At 60.7% G+C, this 23,085-nt stretch carries 21 protein-coding genes, 1 tRNA gene and 1 pseudogene; 12 read left to right on the plus strand and 11 right to left on the minus strand.

Translation table 11 applies throughout. The annotated features are described in order from the left end of the window. The first annotated feature begins 60 nt into the window (after positions 1 to 60). The 3 genes from IB246_RS13560 to ychF all read left to right on the plus strand — a co-directional run bounded on the left by IB246_RS13560 (position 61) and on the right by ychF (position 2,539). Positions 61 to 660 carry a 50S ribosomal protein L25/general stress protein Ctc gene (locus IB246_RS13560; protein ID WP_008025849.1) on the plus strand — a complete coding sequence of 200 codons (600 nt, stop codon included), beginning with the start codon at positions 61 to 63 and terminating at the stop codon, positions 658 to 660. Positions 661 to 830: 170 nt separating this feature from the next. Then, complete coding sequence (gene pth, locus IB246_RS13565; protein WP_008037207.1) at positions 831 to 1,415, plus strand: aminoacyl-tRNA hydrolase; 585 nt, start codon at positions 831 to 833, stop codon at positions 1,413 to 1,415. A gap of 23 nt (positions 1,416 to 1,438) precedes the next feature. After that, positions 1,439 to 2,539 carry a redox-regulated ATPase YchF gene (ychF, locus tag IB246_RS13570; protein ID WP_008025847.1) on the plus strand — a complete coding sequence of 367 codons (1,101 nt, stop codon included), beginning with the start codon at positions 1,439 to 1,441 and terminating at the stop codon, positions 2,537 to 2,539. A gap of 190 nt (positions 2,540 to 2,729) precedes the next feature. On the opposite strand, the gene IB246_RS13575 is transcribed toward ychF, so the two are convergent. Further along, positions 2,730 to 3,947 (minus strand): MFS transporter, encoded by a 1,218-nt coding sequence (locus IB246_RS13575; RefSeq protein ID WP_008037203.1) that lies wholly within the window; start codon positions 3,945 to 3,947, stop codon positions 2,730 to 2,732. A gap of 323 nt (positions 3,948 to 4,270) precedes the next feature. Here IB246_RS13575 and IB246_RS13580 point away from each other — a divergent pair, with 323 nt between their 5' ends. Further along, the gene (locus tag IB246_RS13580) at positions 4,271 to 6,328 is read left to right on the plus strand and encodes a methyl-accepting chemotaxis protein (RefSeq protein ID WP_008037202.1); all 2,058 of its coding nucleotides are present in this window, start codon (positions 4,271 to 4,273) and stop codon (positions 6,326 to 6,328) included. A 116-nt stretch (positions 6,329 to 6,444) separates the two neighbouring features. After that, positions 6,445 to 6,521: transfer RNA gene (locus IB246_RS13585), tRNA-Met, on the plus strand. A 282-nt stretch (positions 6,522 to 6,803) separates the two neighbouring features. Here IB246_RS13585 and IB246_RS13590 read toward each other — a convergent pair. Continuing rightward, positions 6,804 to 7,913, minus strand: coding sequence for a DUF2817 domain-containing protein (locus IB246_RS13590; RefSeq protein ID WP_008037200.1), 1,110 nt, complete (start codon positions 7,911 to 7,913; stop codon positions 6,804 to 6,806). A gap of 152 nt (positions 7,914 to 8,065) precedes the next feature. Here IB246_RS13590 and ggt point away from each other — a divergent pair, with 152 nt between their 5' ends. Next, on the plus strand, positions 8,066 to 9,898 hold the full coding sequence (ggt, locus tag IB246_RS13595; RefSeq protein WP_008037199.1) for a gamma-glutamyltransferase: 1,833 nt from the start codon (positions 8,066 to 8,068) through the stop codon (positions 9,896 to 9,898). A 187-nt stretch (positions 9,899 to 10,085) separates the two neighbouring features. On the opposite strand, the gene ddlA is transcribed toward ggt, so the two are convergent. Next, positions 10,086 to 11,180 carry a D-alanine--D-alanine ligase gene (gene ddlA / locus IB246_RS13600; protein ID WP_008037198.1) on the minus strand — a complete coding sequence of 365 codons (1,095 nt, stop codon included), beginning with the start codon at positions 11,178 to 11,180 and terminating at the stop codon, positions 10,086 to 10,088. A 10-nt stretch (positions 11,181 to 11,190) separates the two neighbouring features. Further along, positions 11,191 to 11,832: a LysE family translocator gene (locus tag IB246_RS13605; protein ID WP_008037197.1), complete on the minus strand. Its 642-nt coding sequence runs from the start codon at positions 11,830 to 11,832 to the stop codon at positions 11,191 to 11,193. Positions 11,833 to 11,986: 154 nt separating this feature from the next. On the opposite strand from IB246_RS13605, the gene IB246_RS13610 reads away from it, so the two are divergent. Together IB246_RS13610 and IB246_RS13615 are read left to right on the plus strand one after the other, a co-directional pair. Then, positions 11,987 to 12,796 (plus strand): AraC family transcriptional regulator, encoded by an 810-nt coding sequence (locus IB246_RS13610; RefSeq protein WP_032832348.1) that lies wholly within the window; start codon positions 11,987 to 11,989, stop codon positions 12,794 to 12,796. A gap of 76 nt (positions 12,797 to 12,872) precedes the next feature. Further along, complete coding sequence (locus IB246_RS13615; RefSeq protein WP_008037195.1) at positions 12,873 to 13,241, plus strand: cupin domain-containing protein; 369 nt, start codon at positions 12,873 to 12,875, stop codon at positions 13,239 to 13,241. A gap of 4 nt (positions 13,242 to 13,245) precedes the next feature. On the opposite strand, the gene IB246_RS13620 is transcribed toward IB246_RS13615, so the two are convergent. The 4 genes and pseudogenes from IB246_RS13620 to IB246_RS13630 all read right to left on the minus strand — a co-directional run bounded on the left by IB246_RS13620 (position 13,246) and on the right by IB246_RS13630 (position 16,662). Then, entirely contained in the window at positions 13,246 to 13,845 is a 600-nt protein-coding gene (locus IB246_RS13620; RefSeq protein WP_008025833.1) for a flavin reductase family protein, read from the minus strand. Positions 13,846 to 13,902: 57 nt separating this feature from the next. Then, positions 13,903 to 14,511: a methyl-accepting chemotaxis protein gene (locus IB246_RS29085; RefSeq protein ID WP_411736705.1), complete on the minus strand. Its 609-nt coding sequence runs from the start codon at positions 14,509 to 14,511 to the stop codon at positions 13,903 to 13,905. Further along, positions 14,497 to 15,255 (minus strand): annotated as a pseudogene (locus IB246_RS29090) (PAS domain-containing protein); the annotation flags it as partial. The pseudogene IB246_RS29090 and the gene IB246_RS29085, both read right to left, overlap by 15 nt. Before the next feature lie 93 nt (positions 15,256 to 15,348). After that, positions 15,349 to 16,662 (minus strand): MFS transporter, encoded by a 1,314-nt coding sequence (locus IB246_RS13630; RefSeq protein WP_008037185.1) that lies wholly within the window; start codon positions 16,660 to 16,662, stop codon positions 15,349 to 15,351. A 344-nt stretch (positions 16,663 to 17,006) separates the two neighbouring features. Here IB246_RS13630 and IB246_RS13635 point away from each other — a divergent pair, with 344 nt between their 5' ends. From IB246_RS13635 to IB246_RS13645, 3 genes are all read left to right on the plus strand, one after another. Continuing rightward, a complete protein-coding gene (locus IB246_RS13635; RefSeq protein WP_008037184.1) occupies positions 17,007 to 18,425 on the plus strand; it encodes a short-chain fatty acid transporter in 1,419 nt (472 codons plus the stop codon). A 110-nt stretch (positions 18,426 to 18,535) separates the two neighbouring features. Beyond that, the gene (locus IB246_RS13640; RefSeq protein ID WP_032832344.1) at positions 18,536 to 19,708 is read left to right on the plus strand and encodes a hypothetical protein; all 1,173 of its coding nucleotides are present in this window, start codon (positions 18,536 to 18,538) and stop codon (positions 19,706 to 19,708) included. A 181-nt stretch (positions 19,709 to 19,889) separates the two neighbouring features. Further along, positions 19,890 to 20,402, plus strand: a complete 513-nt coding sequence (locus IB246_RS13645; RefSeq protein WP_032832343.1) for an SET domain-containing protein-lysine N-methyltransferase — start codon at positions 19,890 to 19,892, stop codon at positions 20,400 to 20,402. Positions 20,403 to 20,414: 12 nt separating this feature from the next. On the opposite strand, the gene can is transcribed toward IB246_RS13645, so the two are convergent. Beyond that, the gene (can, locus tag IB246_RS13650) at positions 20,415 to 21,059 is read right to left on the minus strand and encodes a carbonate dehydratase (RefSeq protein WP_008025819.1); all 645 of its coding nucleotides are present in this window, start codon (positions 21,057 to 21,059) and stop codon (positions 20,415 to 20,417) included. Positions 21,060 to 21,227: 168 nt separating this feature from the next. Between can and IB246_RS13655 the strand changes: the two genes are divergently transcribed. Beyond that, positions 21,228 to 21,632, plus strand: a complete 405-nt coding sequence (locus tag IB246_RS13655) for a hypothetical protein (protein WP_008037181.1) — start codon at positions 21,228 to 21,230, stop codon at positions 21,630 to 21,632. A gap of 115 nt (positions 21,633 to 21,747) precedes the next feature. Here IB246_RS13655 and rimI read toward each other — a convergent pair whose 3' ends face one another. Both rimI and IB246_RS13665 read right to left on the minus strand, forming a co-directional pair. Then, positions 21,748 to 22,200, minus strand: coding sequence for a ribosomal protein S18-alanine N-acetyltransferase (rimI, locus tag IB246_RS13660; protein ID WP_008025817.1), 453 nt, complete (start codon positions 22,198 to 22,200; stop codon positions 21,748 to 21,750). Beyond that, positions 22,193 to 22,933, minus strand: coding sequence for a hypothetical protein (locus IB246_RS13665; protein ID WP_008037180.1), 741 nt, complete (start codon positions 22,931 to 22,933; stop codon positions 22,193 to 22,195). The genes rimI and IB246_RS13665 overlap by 8 nt, the downstream gene beginning before the upstream one ends. Positions 22,934 to 23,085: the final 152 nt, after the last annotated feature.

Raw genomic sequence — 23,085 nt, forward strand, 5'->3', positions numbered from 1 at the left:
TATCGCCTTTAGCGCTGGTCGCAAACGCTGGGGCGAATGTGGTTATTTTGGAGATACAACATGAACGATTTTACTCTGAATGCTGAAGTGCGTTCCGACCTGGGGAAAGGTGCGAGCCGCCGCCTGCGTCGTCTCGCAAGCCTGGTACCAGCTGTAGTTTACGGTGGCGAAAAAGCCCCTGAATCCATCAGCATGCTGGCTAAAGAAGTTGCCAAACTGCTCGAAAACGAAGCGGCTTACAGCCACATCATCGAGCTGAACGTTGGTGGCACCAAGCAAAACGTAATCATCAAAGCTCTGCAGCGTCACCCGGCCAAAGGCCACGTGATGCACGCTGACTTCGTACGCGTAGTTGCCGGCCAAAAGCTGACCGCTATCGTTCCAGTGCACTTCATCAACGAAGAAGCACCAGCGAAGAAAGGCGGCGAGATTTCGCACGTTGTTGCTGAAATCGAAGTGACCTGCCTGCCAAAAGACCTGCCTGAATTCATCGAAGTCGACCTGGCTAACGCCGAAATCGGTTCGATCATTCACCTGTCCGACCTCAAAGCCCCTAAAGGCGTTGAGTTTGTTGCTCTGGCACACGGCGATGACAAGGCTGTTGCCAACGTCCACGCTCCACGTGTTGCTCCAGAAGCTGCTGAAGGCGCTGCAGAGTAATTCACTCTGTGATGCCGGAGTGACCCGGTAACATCGCGGACTGGAACGTAGCGAGAAAGCGGGCGAGAACGCGGAGTTTACATAATGGTAAATGAGCACTTGTCGTCCACTTTCGCCGCACACCCGGATTGCGGCGATGTTATCCACCACTCCAAAGAAGGGCCCCTATCGTGACTGCCATCAAACTGATCGTTGGCCTGGGAAATCCAGGCGCTGAATACGAACAGACCCGGCATAACGCAGGGGCCCTTTTTGTTGAGCGCATCGCGAACGCACAAGGCGTCAACCTTGTGGCGGATCGCAAATATTTCGGCCTGACCGGGCGTTATTCGCACCAGGGTCAGGATGTTCGTCTGCTGATTCCCACCACGTACATGAACCGCAGCGGCCAGGCCGTGGCGGCACTCGCAGGATTCTTCCGCATCAAGCCTGAAGAAATCCTCGTGGCGCATGACGAACTCGACCTGCCTCCGGGCGTTGCCAAACTCAAACAGGGCGGCGGCCATGGCGGTCACAACGGGTTGCGCGACATCATCGCGCAACTGGGCAATCAGAATACCTTCTACCGCTTGCGGCTTGGCATTGGCCATCCGGGCGTAGCCAGTATGGTTTCAAATTTCGTCCTGGGTCGTGCGCCACGCGCCGAACAGGAAAAACTCGATGCCAGCATCGACTTTGCCCTCGGCGTGCTGCCGGATATCCTCGCCGGGGAATGGAACCGCGCGATGAAAAACCTGCACAGCCAGAAGGCCTGACTCTACTCCTCGGGGAAAACACCATGGGATTCAATTGCGGCATCGTCGGCCTGCCTAACGTCGGTAAGTCCACCCTGTTCAACGCCCTGACCAAATCCGGGATCGCGGCCGAGAACTTCCCCTTCTGCACCATCGAGCCGAACAGCGGTATCGTGCCGATGCCGGATCCGCGTCTGGACGCCTTGGCGGCCATCGTCAAACCAAAGCGCATCCTGCCGACCACCATGGAATTCGTCGACATCGCGGGCCTCGTTGCCGGCGCCTCGAAAGGTGAAGGCCTGGGCAACAAGTTCCTGGCCAACATCCGTGAAACCGATGCCATCGCCCACGTAGTCCGCTGCTTCGAAGACGAGAACGTGATTCACGTCTCCAACAGCGTCGACCCGAAACGCGACATCGAAATCATTGACCTGGAACTGATCTTCGCCGACCTCGACAGCTGCGAGAAGCAACTGCAGAAAGTCGCACGCAACGCCAAGGGCGGTGACAAGGACGCAGTGGTCCAGAAAGGCCTGCTGGAGCAACTGATCGCTCACTTCACCGAAGGCAAGCCAGCGCGCAGCCTGATGAAGAACATGGGCACCGATGAGAAAGCAGTGATCAAGGGCTTCCACCTGCTGACCACCAAACCGGTCATGTACATCGCTAACGTCGCTGAAGACGGTTTCGAAAACAACCCGCACCTGGACGTGGTCCGCGCCATCGCCGAAGAAGAAGGCGCCGTGGTTGTTCCGGTGTGCAACAAGATCGAAGCGGAAATCGCCGAGCTGGATGACGGCGAAGAGAAAGACATGTTCCTCGAAGCCCTTGGCCTCGAAGAGCCTGGCCTGAACCGCGTGATCCGCGCCGGCTACGAAATGCTGCACCTGCAGACCTACTTCACCGCCGGTGTCGAAGAAGTCCGCGCCTGGACCGTCCGCGTTGGTGCCACCGCACCGCAAGCCGCTGGCGTGATCCACACCGACTTCGAAAAAGGCTTCATCCGCGCCGAAGTCATCGCCTACGACGACTTCATCCAGTACAAGGGCGAAGCCGGCACCAAAGAAGCCGGTAAATGGCGTCTGGAAGGCAAGGACTACATCGTTAAAGACGGCGACGTGATGCACTTCCGCTTCAACGTGTAAAAACACCCGCCCAAGAAAAAGCCGCGTTTGATACGCGGCTTTTTTGTGCCTGAAATCCCGTTCACCGCAATCCTGTAGGAGCCGGCTTGCTGCGGGCGGCGTTCCGACGATCCAGACACCGCGGTTAACCAGCCAGTCCGCGTGATCGTTCATCGCCAGCAAGCCGGCTCCTACAGAAGAAATGTGTAGATCAGGCCTTTTTGGTTCTTGGCAGGAAGATCGCCAACACGCCCAACAACGGCAGGAACGAGCACAGGAAGTACACGTATTCGATGCCGTGCACGTCCGCCAGATGCCCCAGCAACGCCGCGCCAATCCCGCCGAAACCGAACATCAGCCCGAAGAACACCCCGGCAATCATCCCGACATTACCCGGCACCAATTCCTGTGCATAAACCACAATGGCCGAGAATGCCGAGGCCAGGATGAAGCCAATCACCACGCTCAGAATGCTGGTCCAGAACAAATCAACATGCGGCAGGATCAGGGTGAACGGCGCAACCCCAAGGATCGAAAACCAGATCACCGCCTTACGCCCGATCTTGTCGCCAATCGGCCCGCCGAAGAAAGTCCCCGCCGCCACCGCCCCCAGAAACAGGAACAAATGCAGCTGCGAACTGGCCACCGAGAGGTCGAATTTCTCGATCAGGTAAAAGGTGAAGTAACTGGTCAGACTGGCCATGTAGAAATACTTGGAGAACACCAGCAGCCCAAGCACCACCAACGCACTGGTGACCCTGCCCTTCGACAAGCCATGAGTGGCCGCCTGACCTTGCTTGAGCTTGAACAGGTTCAAGTGATTGGCGTACCAACGGCTGATCCGGTAGAGCACGAACAGCGCAAACAACGCGAACAAGCCGAACCACGCCACATGGCCCTGGCCGAACGGAATGATGATCGCCGCCGCCAGCAATGGGCCAAAGGCCGAACCCGCGTTACCGCCTACCTGAAAAGTCGATTGCGCCAGACCGAAGCGCCCGCCCGAAGCCAGTCGCGCCACACGGGAGGCTTCCGGGTGAAAGGTCGAGGAACCAATACCGATCAGCCCTGCCGCCAGCAGGATCATCGGAAAGCTGCCGACCACCGACATCATCAAAATACCAATCAACGTACACACCGTACCGGCCGGAAGCAGCCAGGGTTTGGGATGACGATCGGTGTGGTAACCGACCCACGGTTGTAACAGCGAGGCCGTCAGTTGAAAGGTCAGGGTGATCAGGCCGACCTGGGTGAAGGTCAGGCCGTAGTTGGCCTTGAGCATCGGGTAGATCGACGGCAGCACCGACTGAATCAGGTCGTTGATCAAATGCGCCAGCGCCACGGCACCGATGATGCGCATGACCAGAGGGCTGCTTTGTGACGTCGCGGATGCCGGCGTCGCGCCGGTCTGGGCATTGCTGATAGCCATGGGAGTTTCCGTACAACAGATGGGTGCACACGGGCAGGTGCGTCAATGTGCCATTTTTCAGGGCAGCAGCGCCATCCCCTTAGCCAGCTAACGAACTAATTTCCGCAAGTAATAGCGCAACGCCATGGTCTGAATCTTGCCTTGTTATCCGCTTCAACGCGGCGCCCTTACAAAGGGCACCGAGAATGGGAAGTTTCGCTACAGAGTCGGCCTACAGAGCTGGCGAGGGTGAACTTTCGAGGCCTTTAAAAAGGACACGAGTCGCGGTCGCAACGACTTCGACGCACGCCATTGGTGCGTGGTGTCCAGAGGAGTCATGGGGCATGCAGGCTTTTTTATCTCCGGGGATCGGGTTGCTGGGGCGTTTCGGCTTCGCCCGTAAATTTCAGTTGTTGTTTCTGCTGTTTATCCTGCCACTGGCGGGTAGCCTGCTGATGATCGGCCAGGACTATCGCGCCAAACTGAACCTGATTTCCGGCGAACGTGCCGGGGTTAGGCAGCTGCTCGCGCTGGATGCGCTGGATAACCTGCTCGCCGCCCAGCGTGACCGCGCCGCGCGCTGGCGTGCCACCGAGACCAATCGCCAACCGACACCGGCCACCCTCGCCGCGATGGCGGCGTTCGATGCCGTTCAGCCGGCGGTCGCGCAAGCCACCACGGACCTTGGCAACGCGTTGCAAACCGAAGGCGCCGAGGGCGAAACCCTCACTCGCTACCAAGCGCTGCAAACCGCGCTCAACGGCCTCGATTCGAAAAGCCTGAGCAGCGTCGGCTGGTGGCCGGACGGTTACGACCGTTTCACCAACGCCTTGAGTGCCCTGCAGGCCCTGCGCGAGCAGATCGCCATGGACAATCGCCTGACCCTCGCGCCGTGGCTGGAAACCTACCTGCTGACGCAGATCTCGACGCAACACGCGCCGGACCTGATCGAGCGCGTCGGCCGTCTGGCCAGCGTCGGTCAGGCGTCGGTGGTGTCGGGGCAATTCACCCTGCAAAGCCGCCTGCAATTGCGCGACCTGCGTAGCCGCATCGGCGACGCCCGCGAGCAGCTTGTCAAAACCGCAGGCCTGCTGGAAGCGCGCCTGCCCAGTGCCTTGCAGGCGTGGGCCGGGCAATACCATGACAACCTCAAACACCTCGACGCCGAGCTGAAAGTCCTCGATGACGGCGTGTTTGGCGGCAGCATCAAACTCAAACCCGAGGAGTTCGAACGCAGCCTGGACAGCCTGCTCACCGACCTCGCCTCGCTGCGTCAGCAGTCGTTGGTCTCGCTGGATCAGCGTCTGGATTACTACCATGGCTCGGCGATCCGCCAGTTCATTCTGGTGGCCGTGATCTTTGGTTGCCTGCTGCTGGCCGCGTTGTACCTGTTCATCTGCTTGCAGGCTTCGATCCGCCGCAGCGCCAGCGGCATCACGCTGCTGGCCGAAGCCTTGCGCGACGGCAATCTGAGCCTGCAAGTGCCGGTTGAAGGCCGCGACGAACTGGCGGCGATCAGCACCGCGCTCAACGTTGCGGTGGTGCAACTGCGCAATAGTCTGTTGGGGGTCGATCACGAAACCTTGCAGCTGAGTAACGCGGTGCGCACGCTCAATCACCATTCCAGTGGTGCCTTGGGCGAGGTTGAAGCGCAGCAATTGCAGATCAGCCAGATTGCGGCAGCGGCAACGCAATTGGCCGCCACTTCCCAAGGGGTTGCCCAGAGTTGCGAACAGGCCTCCGGCAGCGCTCAGCATACCCAGCGCATTGCTGCCGACAGCAGCCGTGACAGCCAGCGCACAACGGCGAGCATCCAGCAGCTCAACCAGCGTTTGAACGACACGGCGGCCGCACTCGGACGGGTCAGCGAACAAGGGCAGCAGATTCAGTTGGTGGTCGACACCATTCGCGGTGTCGCCGAGCAGACCAACCTGTTGGCGCTCAACGCCGCTATCGAGGCCGCGCGTGCCGGTGAACAGGGCCGTGGCTTTGCGGTGGTGGCCGATGAAGTACGCAGCCTCTCGCAGCGCACCCAATCGTCCACTGCGCAGATCGCCGGCACTGTCGACAGTTTGCGCAGCACGGTGAACGAAGCCGTGAGCCTGATGGAAGCCGCCTGTGGCCAGGCGCAATCCGATGCGCAAGCAGTCACTGGCCTCGGCGAACGACTGGGGGAAATCGCCAGTGCCGTGCAGAGTGTCACCGACACGTTGGCGCAAATTGCCACGGCGGTCGACGAGCAAGCAACCACTGCCGACGAAGTCAGCGGCAACATCCAGCAGGTCGATCAGGCGGCTGTCCGCTTGCTCGAAGGCGCGCGGGCGGTGAACCTGGCGGCGGACACCTTGAGCCAGGGCAGCAAGGCCCTGAGTGCCAATACCGGGAGATTCCAGCTCGGTTGACGCCCTCCCCCGGTCCGGTTTTTCGGCTCTGGAGGATAAGCGGTTGAAAGTGTAGAGAAATATTTTAGATTTACGCTTGACGCATCTGCATTACCGGTGAATAATGCGCGCCACTTGGCTACATAGCTCAGTTGGTTAGAGCATAGCATTCATAATGCTGGGGTCCGGGGTTCAAGTCCCTGTGTAGCCACCAAGTACTAAAAACGGCTTACCGAAAGGTAGGCCGTTTTTTTATGCCCGGAGAAAAGTGCACGGATTCTTTGGCCAACACAAAACCCGCAGGAGCCCGGCTCGCCGGCGATGAGGGCCTCGAGCCTTGTATCGACTGCGAGCACGCCATCGCCGGCAAGCCAGCTCCTACAGGTTTTGTGTTGGCCGAAGAGTTTGCGCACGACACATGTCCGTGTAGGAGCCGGCTTGCTGGCGATGGCGGCCTGACAGGCTCCACAAAACCTGAACCGGACCACAACGCCTGTCAGGAACGCATTGCCGCCAGCGCCGACAACGCCCGCTCCCATATCTGCCACGTACGCAACCAGACCATCGCCTGCCAGTCGCTGTCGGCAGGATAGAACTGTTCCAGCAGATTCAGTTTGATCTCGCGCCCCACGGCATCGCCGGGATTGCCGTGCAGATGCAGCCAATGATCGTCACGCAGATGACGATGAACCTCGGCCCCCGGATACGTCCCGCACTCAATCACGAAGGGCATCAGGCGCACCTGCGGCAACGCATCGATCAGCGCCTGCGAGGTGTAGCCGGTTGCCGTCGCGGCCACGCCGGTTTCGCTCAGCGTATCGGCACCGGTCAGCAGCGTGTAGAGCCATGGCCCGTAAATAGCCTGCGCCTCGGGCAACGCCGGGTAAGCCGACTCGGTGATGGTCAGCAACATCGGATGGCCGTACTCCCCGGCGCCGGTGTGCAGGTCAAAGCACATCGCGACCTCGGCGTGGGCGACATGTTTTTGCAGGATCTGGTGCAACGTACGGTTCGACCAGGCCGGTGCTCGCCCGCCATAGAACAGACCATCGGGATGACTGTGCTGGCCGCCCTCGACAATCGACATCACCGCCGGCCAGCCGTGATCGTGGATCTGCTGGTTGAGCAACGCATCGGCGCGATCACGCTCGGGGCCTGCCAACTCAGTGCAGGCATAGATTTCATGTAGCGCGGCGTAGGCCCGGTTGTCCGGCAGTGGATGTTCAAAGTTCAGGTGATTGCGGTTCAGGTCGATGTTGTCTTCGTTGACCCGGCGCAGCCACGCCGTGCCCCAGGGATTGATCAGATGAACGAACACCACGGCGACATCAGCCGGCAGTGAACGCTTGCCCAACTCCTGCATCCATTTGATCTGACAGCCCGAACCATAGAAACCTTCGACCCCGTGAGTGCCGCTCAACGCGATCAGCAAGCGTTTGGCGCCCGGATCTCCGAGCACCGCCACATCGGTGCTCAACGGCTCACCGAACGGCCCTTTGAGCGGGTGCGGGTACTCAGTCAGCGTCGCGCCGGCCGTGGTCGCTGCGGCCAGAAACTGTTCACGCTGGGTGCGATAGCCGGGCTGGGTGGGAAAGTCGGTCTGCATGTCTGCCTCTTGTTTGTTTTCTGGCCTGCCTGTTGCCCTCGACCCTACAGAAAATCCGTCAATGGATGAAGGACAAAACGTCCTGTGGTTTGCGTCGCTTCCTGTCGGCCGATAAAGTCCCCTGAACTTTTCCCACGGACGGAGTGCCCCGCGTGTTCTCAACCCTTCATTTGAGCCGCTATCGCCTGTCAGCCCTTTCGCTGATTGCCAGTGCATTAATCCTCGCGGCGTGCAGCGCCCCGCCCTCCTCGACCTTACCGGTCGCACCGGAAACCGCCTCGGGCTATCGCACCGACCTGCAAACCCGCCACGCCTCGAAACACATGGCAGCAGCAGCCAACCCACTCGCCGCCGAAGCCGGACGGGCGATGCTGCGTCAGGGCGGTTCGGCGATTGATGCCGCCATCGCCATGCAAGCAGTGCTGACGCTGGTCGAGCCGCAATCGTCGGGTATCGGTGGTGGCGCGTTGATTGTGTTGTGGGATGGCAAAGCCGTGCGCACGTACGACGGTCGCGAAACCGCACCGGCAGGTGCCACCGAGAAGCTGTTCCTGCAGGCCGATGGCAAACCAATGCCGTTCACTCAGGCGCAGATTGGCGGTCGTTCGGTCGGCACACCGGGCGTGTTGCGGGCGCTGGAACTGGCCCATCAAAAACACGGTCGCCTGCCCTGGGCGCAGCTGTTCGAGCCGGCGATCAAACTCGCGGAACAAGGCTTCGCCATCTCGCCGCGCCTGCATCAGTTGATTGCTTCGGATTCGTCCATGCAACGCTCGCCGGACATGATGGCGTACTTCCTGAATGCGGATGGCAGCCCGAAAGCCGTCGGCACCTCACTGAAAAATCCGGCACTGGCCGCCGTATTCAAACGCATCGCCAAGGAAGGTCCCGATGCGCTGTACAAAGGCCCCATCGCGCAGGAAATCGTCGCCAAGGTTCAGGGCCACGCCAACCCCGGCACGCTGTCGCTGAACGACCTCAACGGTTACACCGCCAAGGAACGCGCGCCGCTGTGCACCGATTACAAACGCTGGCAGGTTTGCGGCATGCCGCCACCGTCGTCGGGCGGGATCGCCGTGGCGCAGATTCTCGGCACATTGCAGGCGCTGGAAGCCCGCGACCCGCGTTATGCCCTGGCGCCACTGAAGCCAGTCAAAAGCACCCAACCCGCCGGCATCGAACCGGCCCCTGAAGCCGTGCACCTGATCTCCGAAGCCGAGCGCCTCGCCTACGCCGACCGTGCACAGTACGTCGCCGACAGCGACTTCGTGCCCGTCCCGGTCAAAGGCCTGGTGGACCCGACCTATCTGGCCAGCCGCGCCGCCCTGATCGGTGATCGCAGCATGGTCACGGCCAAACCCGGCACCCCGCCGGGCATTCAGGTCGCCTACGCGCCGGACCGTTCGCCACTGCGCATTTCCACCTCTCAGGTGGTGGCGGTCGATGACCTGGGTGGTGCGGTATCGATGACCACCACGGTCGAATCCGCGTTCGGCTCACACCTGATGGTCCAGGGCTTTCTGCTCAACAACCAGATGACCGACTTCTCGTTCATCCCCGAAGAAAACGGGCAAAAGGTCGCCAACCGCGTCGAACCCGGCAAACGCCCGCGCTCCTCCATGGCGCCGACCCTGATCTTCGACCGCCAGAGCGGTGAATTCCTCGCCACCATCGGCTCTCCCGGCGGCTCGCAAATCATCGAGTACGTGGCCAAATCTACCCTGGGCCTGCTCGACTGGAACCTCGACCCGCAAACCGCCATCAACCTGCCCAACTTCGGCAGCCGCAACGGCCCGACCGAACTGGAACGCGGGCAGTTCAGCGCCGAGCTGATTCAGGCGCTGAAGGACAAGGGGCACAACGTGAGCGAGATCGACATGACCAGCGGGACGCAGGCGATTGTCCGGGTCAGGGATGCGCAGGGGAAAGCGTCTCTGGCGGGTGGCGCGGATCCGCGTCGGGAGGGGGAAGCGTTGGGGGATTGAGTCCTGCGCAGTACTGAAAGCCGGATGCTCCTGAATCCGTTGCAGGAGCGGGCTTGCTCGCGAAAAACGTCTGGAGAGCGCGGTCATTCAGATAGCACGCGTTATCGTTGACGATCTTCGCTGGCAAGCCAGCTCCTACAGGGAAATACGTCGTTTGAGAGGCTGAGCCTGAACAATCGCACGCAAACTAACGAGAAATCTTCAACACCTGCCGCGCCCTGTGCTTTTCCAACGCCAGCTCGATCAGACGACTGACCAGCTCGCTGTACGTCATGCCCGTGGCCTGCCACAACTTGGGGTACATGCTGATGCGGGTGAAACCGGGCAGCGAGTTGATCTCGTTGATCAGTACTTCACCGCTGTCCGTCAGGAACACATCGACCCGCGCCAGCCCGGAGCAGCCGAGCACCTGAAACGCCTCGACGGCCAGGGCCCGAATGCGTTCGCTGGCTTCGGTGCTGATGTCAGCCGGAACCACCACTTGCGCGGCCTGTGCGTCGATGTACTTGCTGTCGTAGGAATAAAACCCGCTGCGCACGACGATTTCGCCACAGCCACTGGCAATAGCGTCTTCGTTGCCGAGCACCGCGCATTCGATCTCGCGACCGCTGACGGCGGATTCGACCAGCACTTTCTCATCGAAACCGAGGGCCAGTTCGACCGCTGCCGTGTACTCGGCCTCATCGTTGACCTTGCTCACACCCACCGAAGAGCCCTGATTCGCCGGTTTGACGAACAGCGGCAGCCCGAGTTTGCCCCGGACCTCGGCGAACCCGGTGCGCTTGGCGGTTGCGCGGGTCAGGGTCACGAACGGCGTCACCGCCAACCCGGCATCGCGCAGCAGGCGTTTGCTGATGTCCTTGTCCATGCACACCGCCGAGCCCAGCACATCGGAGCCGACAAACGGCAGATCGGCCATGCGCAGCAACCCTTGCAGGCAACCGTCTTCACCCAGCGTGCCGTGGACGATCGGGAAGATCACATCAACGTGGCCCAACAGCTCCTGACTGGAAGTCTCCACCAATTGCTGACGGGTTTTGCCCGGCACCACGGCGAGTTCGCGGTTGGATTGGTTGAGGGCGATCAGCGCCGGGTTTTCCTGGTTGAGCAGGAAATTCGACGGATCGTTCAAGTGCCAATGCCCCTGCTTGTCGATACCGATCAACACCGGATCGAAGCGCGAACGATCCAGCGCGTCGACGATGTTTTTCGCCGATTGCAGCGACACTTCGTGCTCCGCCGAACGGCCGCCAAAAATAATGCCTACCCGCAGTTTGCTCATTCAGAACTCCTCAGCGACTGGCCACCAGATGCGCACCGAACAACAGGTAGCAACTGCCGGCAAAGCGATCCAGCCATTGGCGCGAACGGTCGTACACCCGCGCCATCCGACGGCTGGAGAAAACCAGTGCCACGCTGCAATACCAACTGAACGACAACGTCGCCATGGTCATTACGGCCAGCGCCAGCAATGTCGGGGGCACCGTCGCGGGCATGGCGGTCGCGAAGATCGTCGCCACGAACAGTGCGGATTTTGGGTTGGTCATGTTGCCCAGAAAACCCTGGCCATACACCGACCACAATGTGCGCCCCGCGCCGTCAAGCAAGCGGCTGTCGCCCGCAGCAACCGGCGGTTTGCGCTTGAACTGCTTCAAGCCGAGATAGATCAGGTAACAACCACCGGCAATCTTGAAGCTCAGGTAAAGCGTCGGCGCCGCGCTGAACAGCGACTTGATACCCAACCCGCCCGCCAGCCCCCAGAGCACCGTGCCGGTGGCCACGCCCAGCGCAGCCACCACGCCGTGACGTTTGGATTGACTGGCTGCCAATTGCGCGATGTTGAAGAAGTTCGGCCCCGGCGTCACCACCGCAACCGTCCACAACAACGCCAGCGACAACAACGGAGCGGCGTAGCTCAGGTGGGATATTTCCATAATGGGGGTCGCCTTCTTGGCTGCAGAGGATGCGCAACACATTGCAACATTTGCACTCGGTTTTCTACTCGCGCGAGACCTTCCATCCGCCAGCAGACAGACGACCGGTCACTGAGCTAACGTGTTCTGCATCAAGCTCAAGATAACGATCACCATGGCTCGACACCCGCCTCGCAATGACTGGTTCCACCGCGCGCCCGACGTTTCCGGCCTGCAGCGTTTCGAAGCGTTTTTTGCCGGTCACGGCTACGACTTGCACCGCCACGACACCTACGCCATCGGTCACACCCTGGCCGGCGTGCAGAGTTACCAGTACCGCGGCGCCTGGCGCCACAGCCTGCCCGGCGGGACGATGGTGCTGCACCCGGACGAAGTCCACGATGGCGAGGCCGGGACCGAGAGCGGTTTCCACTACCGAATGATGTACATCGAACCGGCGCTGATCCAGCAGATGCTCGGCGGTCAGCCGCTGCCGTTCATCAAGAACGGGTTGTCGACCGACCCACGCCTGTTCGCCGCCACCCAAGTGCTGCTGCGCAGTCTCGATTGCCCGCTCGAACCGCTGGAAGAACAGGACGCGCTGTTCGATCTGGCGCAAGCCTTGAACACTGTCGGCGGAGTGACCACCACGCGCCCAAGCTTCGACTATGTGGCAGCGGAACGCGCGCGCGAGTACATGCACAGCGCCCTGGATCGCACCGTGACCCTGGAAGAACTGGCGCACCACAGCGGTCGGGATCGTTGGAGCCTGTCACGGGACTTTCGCCTGTTGTTCGGCACCAGCCCTTATCGATACCTGACCATGCGTCGCCTGGACCTGGTCCGTTCGCTGCTGATTCAGGGCCAGTCGCTGGTCAGTGCCGCGCTGATCGCCGGCTTCACCGATCAGAGCCACATGACCCGCCAGTTCAGCAAAACCTACGGCTTGTCACCGGCGCGCTGGATGAAAATGCACCGGCGCTGAGCCACGCACAATCGTACAAGAAGCGCGCCGTTGCGCTGGTTACCGTGGTTCTACGATCAACCACGAGAGCTGCTTCATGAAAGCTTACGAAAGCCTGAACTTCGCCGAAAAAATCTCACGAATCGACTCGCACTGGACACCGCGCGTCATTGCCGAAATGAACGACTACCAGTTCAAGGTGGTGAAACTGCTGGGGGATTTCATCTGGCACGACCACCTCGATACCGACGAAGCCTTCATCGTGCTCGAAGGCCAGTTGCGCATCGATTTTCGTGATGGCCACGTGCTGGTGAACGCCGGCGAAATGTACGTGGTGTCCAAGGGCGTCGAGCACAAGCCGTTCGCCGAGCAAGAGGTGAAACTCCTGCTGATCGAACCCCGGGGCGTGTTGAACACCGGCGACAAGGGTGGCGAGCGCACGGCGGAGAATGACCTCTGGGTCTGAAGTCTTACGGCTGCAAGGCTTTGCCGTCCACCGGATCACCGATGGTCAGGAAATGCCCGCCCGCCACGTGGTGCAAGGTGCGTAACGCATCGTGCCCCTCGAAGTGCCAGCGACCGTCGCTGAACACGCGCTCGTCCGCCTGGGCCGCAATCACTTCGGCCAGGAACAGATCGTATTGTTGGTGGTTGTTCGGTTCCGGCAGCAACCGGCATTCCAGCCAGGCCACGCAACCTTCGAGCATCGGCGCATCGATCAACTCGCCGCTGAAGGTCTGCAAGCCATAGGTCTGGAACTTGTCCCGGCCCTGGCCTTGAGTCAGCTCCAGGCCCGAGGTCGAGCCGACGGTTTGCGCGATATCGGCCTGGGCAGCACAGGGTACGTTCAACACGAATGTGCCCGACGCTTCCAGCAGGTGCCGGGTCCAGGTGGACTTGTCCAGCACCACGGCAATTTTCGGCGGTTCGAAATCCAGTGGCATGGCCCAGGCCGCCGCCATGATGTTGCGCTGCCCGTCATGGGCCGCACTGACCAGCACGGTCGGCCCATGGTTGAGCAGGCGATAAGCCTTGGACAAGGGAACCGGACGGCGATGGGAAGCGCTCATGGGATCTGCTCCTGGGAAAAGAGCCGATTGTAGCGATATCCGCCCGGTTCGCAGGCATCAAGTCGTTAGCTGGTTGGCAAACTGCCCGACCGCGTTCACCACTTTCTGCGCACCGTCCTGAATCTCGACAATCACCGTGCCCGCCTCTGCCGCCAGCGCCAGCCCCTGCTCTGCCTGAGTTTTGCCGTCGGTCATCAGCGACACCGCATTACGCGCCATGTCCTGGTTCTGACGCACCACCAGGACAATTTCATCGGTGGCCTGACTGGTGCGCGAAGCCAATTGCCGGACCTCGTCCGCGACCACGGCAAAACCACGACCCTGCTCACCGGCACGGGCCGCTTCGATCGCCGCGTTGAGTGCCAGCAGGTTGGTCTGTTCGGCGATGCCGCTGATGGTTTTGACGATGGTGCCAATCACCAGCGACTGCTCGTTCAAGGCCTCGATGCCCTCGCCGGCCGTTTGCATGTGCTTGGCCAGGTCGCGCATCACGTTCACCGCTTGCGTCACTACGGCCGTGCCGCGCTGGGCGCTTTGATCGGTTTGCTGCGAGGTGCCGTAGGCAATGTTCGCCGCTTCAGCGACGGCCAGCTCCTGATTGACCTGATCGGTAATCACCGTGGCGAACTTCACCACTTTGTAGAGTTTGTTATTGGCGTCGACCACCGGGTTGTAGGACGCCTCCAGCCAGACCGTACGCCCGTGGCTGTCGATGCGCTTGAAGCGGCCGGCCACGAATTCCCCGGAATTCAGGCGACGCCAGAAGTCCTGATACTCGGCACTGGTGTGCTCCTGCGCTTCACAGAAGAGACGGTGATGTTTGCCTTTGATCTGCGCGAGGCTGTAACCCATGCCGTTGAGGAAGCGGTCGTTGGCCGACAACACGTTGCCAGCGAGGTCGAACTCGATCACCGCCGTCGAGCGCACCAGCGCGCCGATCAGGTTCTCGTGTTCACGGGATGCCTCGATGGTGCGGGTCAGGTCACTGGAGTAAATCGAGAAATGCTTGATCCGCCCGTCCCCGGAGCGCACCGGCTGCACAATCGAACGCAACCAGGCCTCTTGGCCATCGCCACGCAACAAGCGCACCGCACCGGCAAAGTGCTCGCCTCGGGTCAGCGCAGCCTTGAAGCGGTGATGGAATTCGTCGGACTTCACGTGAACAGGAACGATGTCTTCGATAGGACGATCGATCAGGTCGTGGCTCTTGTAGAGCATCTCGCTGAGAAAATTCTGATTGACCGATTGAATCCGCCCGTCGGGATCCAGGGTCAGGACCAGCATCTCGCTTTCCAGACTTTCCTTCACTTGCTGAAGGCTGGAGAGTTCTTCGCGAAGAGCCGACAACTCTTGCTTCAAGCGTTTGTTGAACATGGGAAAGCACCGATGGACAGAGATAGAAAGCGGCATGCAGCCTAGCCATCGGCCTTGGGGATGTTTTCTGAAGAGTGTTTCAGGGTTGTCCTACAAAAATAGTTGTCTTGGACGCAGCGCCACCTTCAATCAGATGGCGCCAGCCGCCGGGCAATTGCCTGTGCTCGGCGTACGCGCGCCGAAATACAGCGCGCTGCTCACGCCCACTGCGCCCATCACCGCGCAGAAAATCACGCAGATCCAAGGGCTCCACGGCATCAGACCGATCAGCAACAGCGGCGTGATACTTGCCCACGCGGCGTAGGCAATGTTGTACGTGAAGGAAATCCCCGAGACGCGAATCCGCGCCGGGAAGAGGCTGACCATCACCGACGGCACCGCGCCGACCACGCCACAACTCAGGCCGGCAATCGCATACGCCAGGCCGATCCAGTTGCCGCCGATGATCAGGCAGGTATAAAGCACGCCGATGCCCAGCGGCAGCAGCAGGCTGTACAGCATCACGGTGCGCCAGGCGCCGATACGGTCGACGAGCAATCCGGCGAGCACGCAGCCGATGTTCAGGAACACGATGCCCAATGCGCTCAGGCCGAAGGTGTGGCTGGCGGTCATGCCGAAGGTTTTCTGCATCATGGTCGGGGTGATGACCACAAACACCACCACGGCTGAAGTCAGCACGCAGGTGAGGATCATCGCCGGCAAAATGGCCAGGCGATGCTCACGCAGAACCGTGCGCAGTGGCAGTTCGACGGCGGCATCACGCTTCGCCTGCATCGCCATGAACACCGGGGTTTCATTGAGCCAGCGGCGCAGCCAGACGCCAATCACGCCAAATACGCCACCCAGCAGGAACGGGTAACGCCATGCGAAATCGAGGATCTCCGCCGGGGTGAACGCCTGTGCCAGAAAGGTCGCTGTCAGCGCGCCGATCAAGTAGCCAAAGGTCAACCCGGCCTGAAGGAAACCCAGTGCATAACCGCGATGCCCGGCCGGCGCGTGCTCGGCGACGAACACCCAGGCGCTCGGCACTTCACCGCCGACCGCCGCGCCTTGCAGTACCCGCAGGACCAACAGCAGCAAGGGTGCGAAATAACCGATCTGGGCGTAGGTCGGCATGATGCCGATCAGCAGGCACGGCAGCGCCATCATCAGAATGCTCAGGCTGAAGACTTTCTTGCGCCCCAGCCGGTCGGCGAAATGCGCCATCAGAATCCCGCCCAACGGTCGCGCCAGGTAACCGGTGACAAAAATCCCGAAACTTTGCAGCAGGCGCAGCCATTCGGGCATTTCCGGCGGGAAGAACAGCTGACTGAGGGTCAGGGCGAAAAACACGAAGATGATGAAATCGTAGATTTCCAGCGCGCCGCCGAGGGCCGCAAGGCCGAGGGTCTTGTAGTCCGAACGGCTGAACGGTGCCGGGCGCGAATCGTTAAGGGCAGTCATCAAAAGAACTCTGGCATGGGCAAAAAACCAAGGCGCCCATGGTCTACGCAAACGCGCCAGCGGACAACCCGTTAGACCATAGTCCCGTATCGGTAAAACTTCGTCACAAATCCTGACCGATTGATTTACTGTTGGCGCCTGTCCAGACGGGCGTTGCAGCCAGTGCCGATCAAAAACTGTAGGAGCGAGCCTGCTCGCGATGGACTCGAGAACGCCGCGTTTAATCAGTAAATACGCGTCATCGTTTACGACCATCGCGAGCAGGCTCGCTCCCACAATAAAAACGGCGTTTGGCCTTTGCAGCCCTGAAGACCACAACAATCATAAAAATTCGAGGTACTCCCGTGGCTGCTGATATCGAAGATACCCGCTCCGCCCGTTTTGCCCTGCGCTGTTCAAGTTTTGCCGAACGCTGGTTTCCTGATTCCTGGGTGTTTGCTGCCCTGGCGGTGATCATCGTCGCCGTGGCCACCCTGTTCATGGGCGCCAAACCCACCGATGCCGCGATGGCCTTCGGTGACGGGTTCTGGAGCCTGATCCCGTTCACCATGCAGATGGCATTCGTGGTGATCGGCGGTTATGTAGTCGCCAGTTCGCCGCCCGCCGTCAAGCTGATCGACCGTCTGGCGCGCATCCCCAAGAACGGCCGTTCCGCCGTGGCGTGGGTGGCGCTGATTTCCATGGTCGCTTCGCTGCTGAACTGGGGCTTGTCGCTGGTGTTCGGCGGCTTGCTGGTGCGCGCCCTCGCCCGCCGCGTCGACCTGAAAATGGATTATCGCGCCGCCGGTGCTGCCGCCTACCTGGGCCTTGGCGCGGTGTGGGCCCTGGGCCTGTCGTCGTCCGCCGCGCAGTTGCAGGCCAACCCGGCCAGTTTGCCGCCGTCGATTCTGTCGATCACCGGGGTGATTCCGTTCACGCAAACCATCTTTCTCTGGCAGTCCGGTGTCATGTTGCTGGCGCTGATCGTGATCTCGCTGATCATTGCCTACGCCACCGCCCCTGGCCCGAACTCGGCCCGCGATGCCAAAGCCTGCGGCATCGACCCGAGCTTCAACCTGCCACCACTGCAACCGCGCACTCGCCCCGGCGAATGGCTGGAGCACAGCCCGCTGCTGACGATTCTGCTGGTGCTGCTGGCGGCCGGGTGGCTGTTCCACGAGTTCTCGACCAAACCGGCGATCAGTGCGATTTCCGGGCTGAACACCTACAACTTCCTGTTCATCATGCTCGGTGCCTTGCTGCACTGGCGCCCGCGCAGTTTCCTCGATGCGGTGTCCCGCGCGGTGCCGACCACCACCGGCGTGCTGATCCAGTTCCCGTTGTACGGCTCGATCGCCGCGCTGATGACCACGGTCAAAGGCACTGATGCGCAGACTCTGGCGCACCACATCTCGACCTTTTTCGTACAGATCGCGTCCCACGACACCTACGCACTGCTGATGGGCGTGTACTCGGCGATCCTCGGCTTCTTCATCCCGTCGGGCGGCGGCAAGTGGATCATCGAAGCGCCGTACGTGATGCAAGTGGCCACCGACCTGAACTACCACCTGGGCTGGGCCGTGCAGATCTACAACGCCGCCGAAGCCCTGCCGAACCTGATCAACCCGTTCTACATGCTGCCGCTGCTGGGCGTGCTGGGTTTGAAGGCGCGGGACTTGATCGGGTTTTCGTTCGTGCAACTGCTGGTGCACACGCCGCTGGTGCTGTTTCTGCTGTGGGCGCTGGGGACGACGCTGACGTATACGGCGCCGGTGATGCCGTAATGCAAAAAGGGGCCGATATTTCTATCGGCCCCTACTTCTCGTTCGGCCTCTTCTGTTTCAGTATGTCTTCGCCCGTTCTCGAGGGCCCACACGCTGAAAAGGATCTGAGCATGTTCAAACTCGCAGCACTCACCCTTGCCGCCCTGACCCTGAGCACCGCCGCCCAGGCGGATGCCGATCTGAAGCTGGGCAGCACCGAGCGCGTCACCCGGCTGTTCGCTTACCCCAACAATTGCAACGTGATCTGCTTTCGCAACTGGACGCTGGAGCAAACCGTCGAGCATTACCTGACGCAGAGCGTGCAGCGTGATGGTTACAGCGATGCGAAGGTGCAGGTCAAAACCGATAACAATCAGCTCTATGCCGCAATCACCGGTGTGCCCAAAGGCTATGAAAAGCCGTTGGCAGCGCTGCTCGATGCCGGCGATCTGGCTTATACCGGCGCCAGCAAGCTGAATGCCGACGGCAAGTGGGCTTACAGCTGGTACTTGTTCCTGCCGCTGGGCATGGCCCTGGAGAACCGCAGAAGTGTCGAGCTGCTGCACTTCCCGCCGGATTACTCGCTGACTCAGGCCCAGGACTATCTGGAGTCCAAGACCACCGATCGCTGGGCCACGCTGCTGACGATCAACGGCATCCCTGCCGATCAGACACCGGCTTTCCAGACCATCATCGACATCGCGCCGATCGCCGCGCCGTCCAACGCCGGCAAGGATCTGGAAGGCGTCTACGACTACTTCAAGGACTACCAGACCACCATGGTCAAGGAAGTCAGCCAGAACGCCAGCGGTGCCGCGTTGCCGATGGTCGCGTTCGGTGCGCCGGTGCGTAACTGGATCAAGCAGCAATACGGGCCGACCGTAAACGTGCTGGGCCTGGCAACCATCAGTCCGAAAGAAGGGGTGAAAGTGCCGGTGCTGGGTTCCAACCACCCGAGCTACATCTGGTACGCCGCCGACCCGGACAGCTACACCGGCAAAGATGCCCAGGCACAGGCCGATGCAGCGGGCCTGAAAGTCATGGGCCAGGACTTGAGTGCCGCATGCTGGCAGGCCGCAATGGGCCGCGACCTCGACAGCAATCCAGACATTGAGCTGAGAAGTTGCACCCAGACCTGGCAAGTGGCCCAGGCAGTTAAAACCTGCGAACTGTTCTACACCTCGATCCGTAACCTGACGCCTGGGCAAGCCACGGCCAAATGCGCGACGACGCCGATCAAGGCTCAACTCAAACAGCTCAAGGTCCCCACGCCTGCGACCGCAGTGCCTGCTACGCATCTGTAAAAAACTGAACGGCGTTCCTGCGTGAGCCTTGGCTGACGTGGGAACGCGCGCTTTTCCTCTGTCAGTTATGACAGTAGACCGGTGGTTTTTTTTGCGAGAGTCTTGAGGCGTACCCATGTGCTGCAGGGCTGACAGGATGTCAGCTGACGGAGGTCGCAGCGCCCCGCCGACAAGGATTGTGATGAAACCCCACGCTGAGCAAGGAATCACCTCACCGCCATTCAATGGCATCTATCCGTTTATGGAATTGCCCCCTCGACTGGGATTCCCTACCACGGAAGACTTTCAAATCATCAACAATGCTCAGGGAGAGCCGATCGCTGTCGCCGCTTTGCGCGAATTCCCTCGGCTCAGCCGAATCTGCCGTATTTCCGGGCATTTGCTGCCCTATCGCTGCCGACGCACTCGGCAAATGGCGCCGGGCATTCATGTCTATGATCCGCGCTTCTGCGGATTGCTTAACCACGCCTGCGACCCCAACGCCTTTCTCGACATGAGTGAACTGTGGTTATGGGCGCTGAAGGACATCAGAAAAGGTGATCGGCTGACGATGGATTTCGCCACGACGGAAGACAGGCTGCAGCGGCAGTTTGCCTGCCGCTGTGGTTGTACTTGCTGCCGTGGCTGGATCACCGGCTACGACGAATCGCCGAATGCCGATGGCCAGTTGTTCTTCCAGAACTGGCGCCGATGACGCCGGGGGCTTTTACAGCGGCTCGAATGGACGCAGGCGGTACTGCGGCGGCAACTGCTCGAAACCACTGATGGTGGCATTCAGACTCTTCCACCGACCGTCCTTGATGCCATAGATGCAGCCGTGAATCGACAGTTTCTGCCCGCGGTGCCAGGCGTTTTGCACAATGCTGGTGTGCCCGACGTTGGCCACTTGCTGGATCACGTTGAGTTCGCAGAGGCGGTCGACCCGCTCTTCTTCGGTCGGCAGTTTGGAGAGTTCTTCGCGCTTTTCGTAGTAAAGGTCACGAATCGACCGCAGCCAGCCATCGATCAAGCCGAACTGGCGATCCTGCATCGAAGCACGCACACCGCCGCAGCCATAGTGGCCGGTAACGAGGATGTGTTTGACCTTGAGCACGTCCACCGCGTACTGAATCACCGACAGGCAGTTGAGGTCAGTGTGCAGCACCACGTTGGCCACGTTGCGGTGGACGAACAGGTCACCGGGCAGCATGCCGACAATCTCGTTCGCCGGTACGCGGGCGTCGGAGCAGCCGATCCAGAGGAATTCCGGCGTTTGCTGACGCGCCAGTTTGGCGAAGAAATCAGGATCTTCTTTGGTGATCGCGTCAGCCCAGCGCTCGTTGTTATCAATCAGATCTTGTAAGTCGTTCATGCAATGAAGCCTCGAGAATGATGCGCTGCTTTGACAGACAACCGCCCGTCGGGGTCACGCGCAAGATGCAGATTGCCGATGAGGCATATTACCGGTGTTCCCTGCCGGCGGAATTCCGGGCAGCCCAGTGGGTCTACCGTAGTAAGGCTCACAGTATGAGGAATTACCATGAATGATTCACGACGTCCGTACGATGCGGCGCAACCCGAGCCCATCGACGACAACGAAGACCGCATGGGTTCGCTGCAGGAGCTGGATTTCGAGGAGGAAGAACCCAGCGCGAAAATCGGCGACGAACTGACGCAAACGGAACGCGAGCGACTGATACCGCGTGCGCGCGTGCGTGAAGCCGGCATGACCGGCGCCTCGACCGCTGATCATGAACCCACCGATGATGACATGAGCCCGGAAACGTTGATCCGTGAAGACGGTGCGCGGGATGCGCATGAAGCCGGTGACGATTACCGGGCCGATTGGGATTTGAGCATCGTCGATGAAGATGACATCGGCGGGGGTAATGGGTTGGATGAAGAAGAACTGGCGCGGCTTGATCCGCTGGATGGGAATCGGTGATCGTGGGTGTCAATGAGGACGCCTTCGCGGGCAAGTCGGATCGCCGCCCGCTCGCTCCTACGTTTGCAATGCAATTCCCTGTAGGAGCGAGGCTTGCCCGCGAAGCTTTTAAGGCTCAATCCACCAGGGTGCAGGCCATGACCACCGCATCTTCGCGCCCACCCACCGCCGGATAATAATCCCGACGCCGGCCAATCTCGTTAAACCCATACCGCTCATACAACCGGAACGCCGAGCGATTGCTGTCGCGCACTTCCAGAAAACATTCCCGCGCCTCAGCCTTGTAGGCAATCGACATCAGGTGCTCCAGCAGCGTCAAACCCAGGCCACGGCCCTGATTTTCCGGTTTGACGGTAATGTTCAGCAGGTGCGCTTCATCCAGAATGATCTGCACCACTCCGTGCCCGACCTGCTGTGAACCTTCGAACATCAGCCAGATCTGGTACTTGCCCAGCCCATCGAGAAAAATCCCGCGGGTCCAGGGATGGCTGTACGCCGCGAATTCAATTTTCAGGACAGCGTCCAGGTCCGCCTCGGTCATCGGGCGAAACGATACAGCGTCACTCATTCGATTCTTTCCAGCGCGCCATCAGCCGACGCATGGCTTGCCAGACATCAGCCTTACGCTGTGGCTCTTCCATTAATAATTCCAGGCCCGGCAGGGCCCAGACCGCGCCCAGGCCTTCGACCTGAAGTTCACGATTGAAGGATTCGGCGTTGGCCTCGCCGGCAAAACGCACCGCCGGCAGGCCGATCAGCCACACGCAGACGCACGGTGCGTCTTCCAGCCGAGCCGAGAGAAAACCTTGTACGAAGTCACGAGCCGCTTCCGGGCCTTGATCCATGGTGCCGCGAACCAACAATGGCCAGCGCACCGGTTCGCCGACAATTTGCGGGCTGTCCGGCAGACCGGCGGCACGCAGCATGTCCTTGAGCAGCAGATAGGCGGGATCGCGGGTCTGGAAGGTTTCGCCTGTGGGTAACTCCACCAACAGCAGGCAACGACCGGCGCGCAGCAATTGCAGGGCGAAACGCGGTGGCGGCACGACCGGCGCCTTGACCGCGACCGGTGCCTCTTCTTCTTCGACCTTGGCGTTGGTGCGCGTGCTGGCCAACGATGGCCGCGGCACCTCGATTTTTACCCGTTCGGCCGGTTTGACCACAGGTTCCGCAGGCGCATCGGCCACTGGAGCCAGCGCCACCGGGGCGACGACCAACGGCTCCGGCATTTCCAGCAGCTCGGGCCGCGAGGGCGCGGCAAAGGGCAATTCGGTACGCGGCAGCCAGTTGACCACCTGCATGGCGGTCAAATAAGCGCGGCGACGGGACTCGATTAGCAAAGGTCGGCCACTTGTGGATAACTAAAGTGCGCTGATTCTACCGCCCTTCGCTCAAGATCGCCCGCGCTTGATCGATACTCTTTCCCTTAGAAACAGCTACAGCCCGTCCCGAG

Origin of the sequence: Pseudomonas sp. PDM01 (assembly GCF_014852325.1) — a bacterium.
Classification (GTDB): domain Bacteria; phylum Pseudomonadota; class Gammaproteobacteria; order Pseudomonadales; family Pseudomonadaceae; genus Aquipseudomonas; species Aquipseudomonas migulae.

Excerpts from the sequence above, each read along its gene's own strand:
- IB246_RS13560 (WP_008025849.1), top strand. The coding sequence starts at position 61 with ATGAACGATTTTACTCTGAATGCTGAAGTGCGTTCCGACCTGGGGAAA.
- ychF (WP_008025847.1), top strand. The coding sequence starts at position 1,439 with ATGGGATTCAATTGCGGCATCGTCGGCCTGCCTAACGTCGGTAAGTCC.
- IB246_RS13575 (WP_008037203.1), bottom strand. The coding sequence starts at position 3,947 with ATGGCTATCAGCAATGCCCAGACCGGCGCGACGCCGGCATCCGCGACG.
- IB246_RS13580 (WP_008037202.1), top strand. The coding sequence starts at position 4,271 with ATGCAGGCTTTTTTATCTCCGGGGATCGGGTTGCTGGGGCGTTTCGGC.
- IB246_RS13590 (WP_008037200.1), bottom strand. The coding sequence starts at position 7,913 with ATGCAGACCGACTTTCCCACCCAGCCCGGCTATCGCACCCAGCGTGAA.
- ddlA (WP_008037198.1), bottom strand. The coding sequence starts at position 11,180 with ATGAGCAAACTGCGGGTAGGCATTATTTTTGGCGGCCGTTCGGCGGAG.
- IB246_RS13605 (WP_008037197.1), bottom strand. The coding sequence starts at position 11,832 with ATGGAAATATCCCACCTGAGCTACGCCGCTCCGTTGTTGTCGCTGGCG.
- IB246_RS13610 (WP_032832348.1), top strand. The coding sequence starts at position 11,987 with ATGGCTCGACACCCGCCTCGCAATGACTGGTTCCACCGCGCGCCCGAC.
- IB246_RS13615 (WP_008037195.1), top strand. The coding sequence starts at position 12,873 with ATGAAAGCTTACGAAAGCCTGAACTTCGCCGAAAAAATCTCACGAATC.
- IB246_RS13620 (WP_008025833.1), bottom strand. The coding sequence starts at position 13,845 with ATGAGCGCTTCCCATCGCCGTCCGGTTCCCTTGTCCAAGGCTTATCGC.
- IB246_RS13630 (WP_008037185.1), bottom strand. The coding sequence starts at position 16,662 with ATGACTGCCCTTAACGATTCGCGCCCGGCACCGTTCAGCCGTTCGGAC.
- IB246_RS13640 (WP_032832344.1), top strand. The coding sequence starts at position 18,536 with ATGTTCAAACTCGCAGCACTCACCCTTGCCGCCCTGACCCTGAGCACC.
- IB246_RS13645 (WP_032832343.1), top strand. The coding sequence starts at position 19,890 with ATGAAACCCCACGCTGAGCAAGGAATCACCTCACCGCCATTCAATGGC.
- can (WP_008025819.1), bottom strand. The coding sequence starts at position 21,059 with ATGAACGACTTACAAGATCTGATTGATAACAACGAGCGCTGGGCTGAC.
- IB246_RS13655 (WP_008037181.1), top strand. The coding sequence starts at position 21,228 with ATGAATGATTCACGACGTCCGTACGATGCGGCGCAACCCGAGCCCATC.
- rimI (WP_008025817.1), bottom strand. The coding sequence starts at position 22,200 with ATGAGTGACGCTGTATCGTTTCGCCCGATGACCGAGGCGGACCTGGAC.
- IB246_RS13665 (WP_008037180.1), bottom strand. The coding sequence starts at position 22,933 with ATGCAGGTGGTCAACTGGCTGCCGCGTACCGAATTGCCCTTTGCCGCG.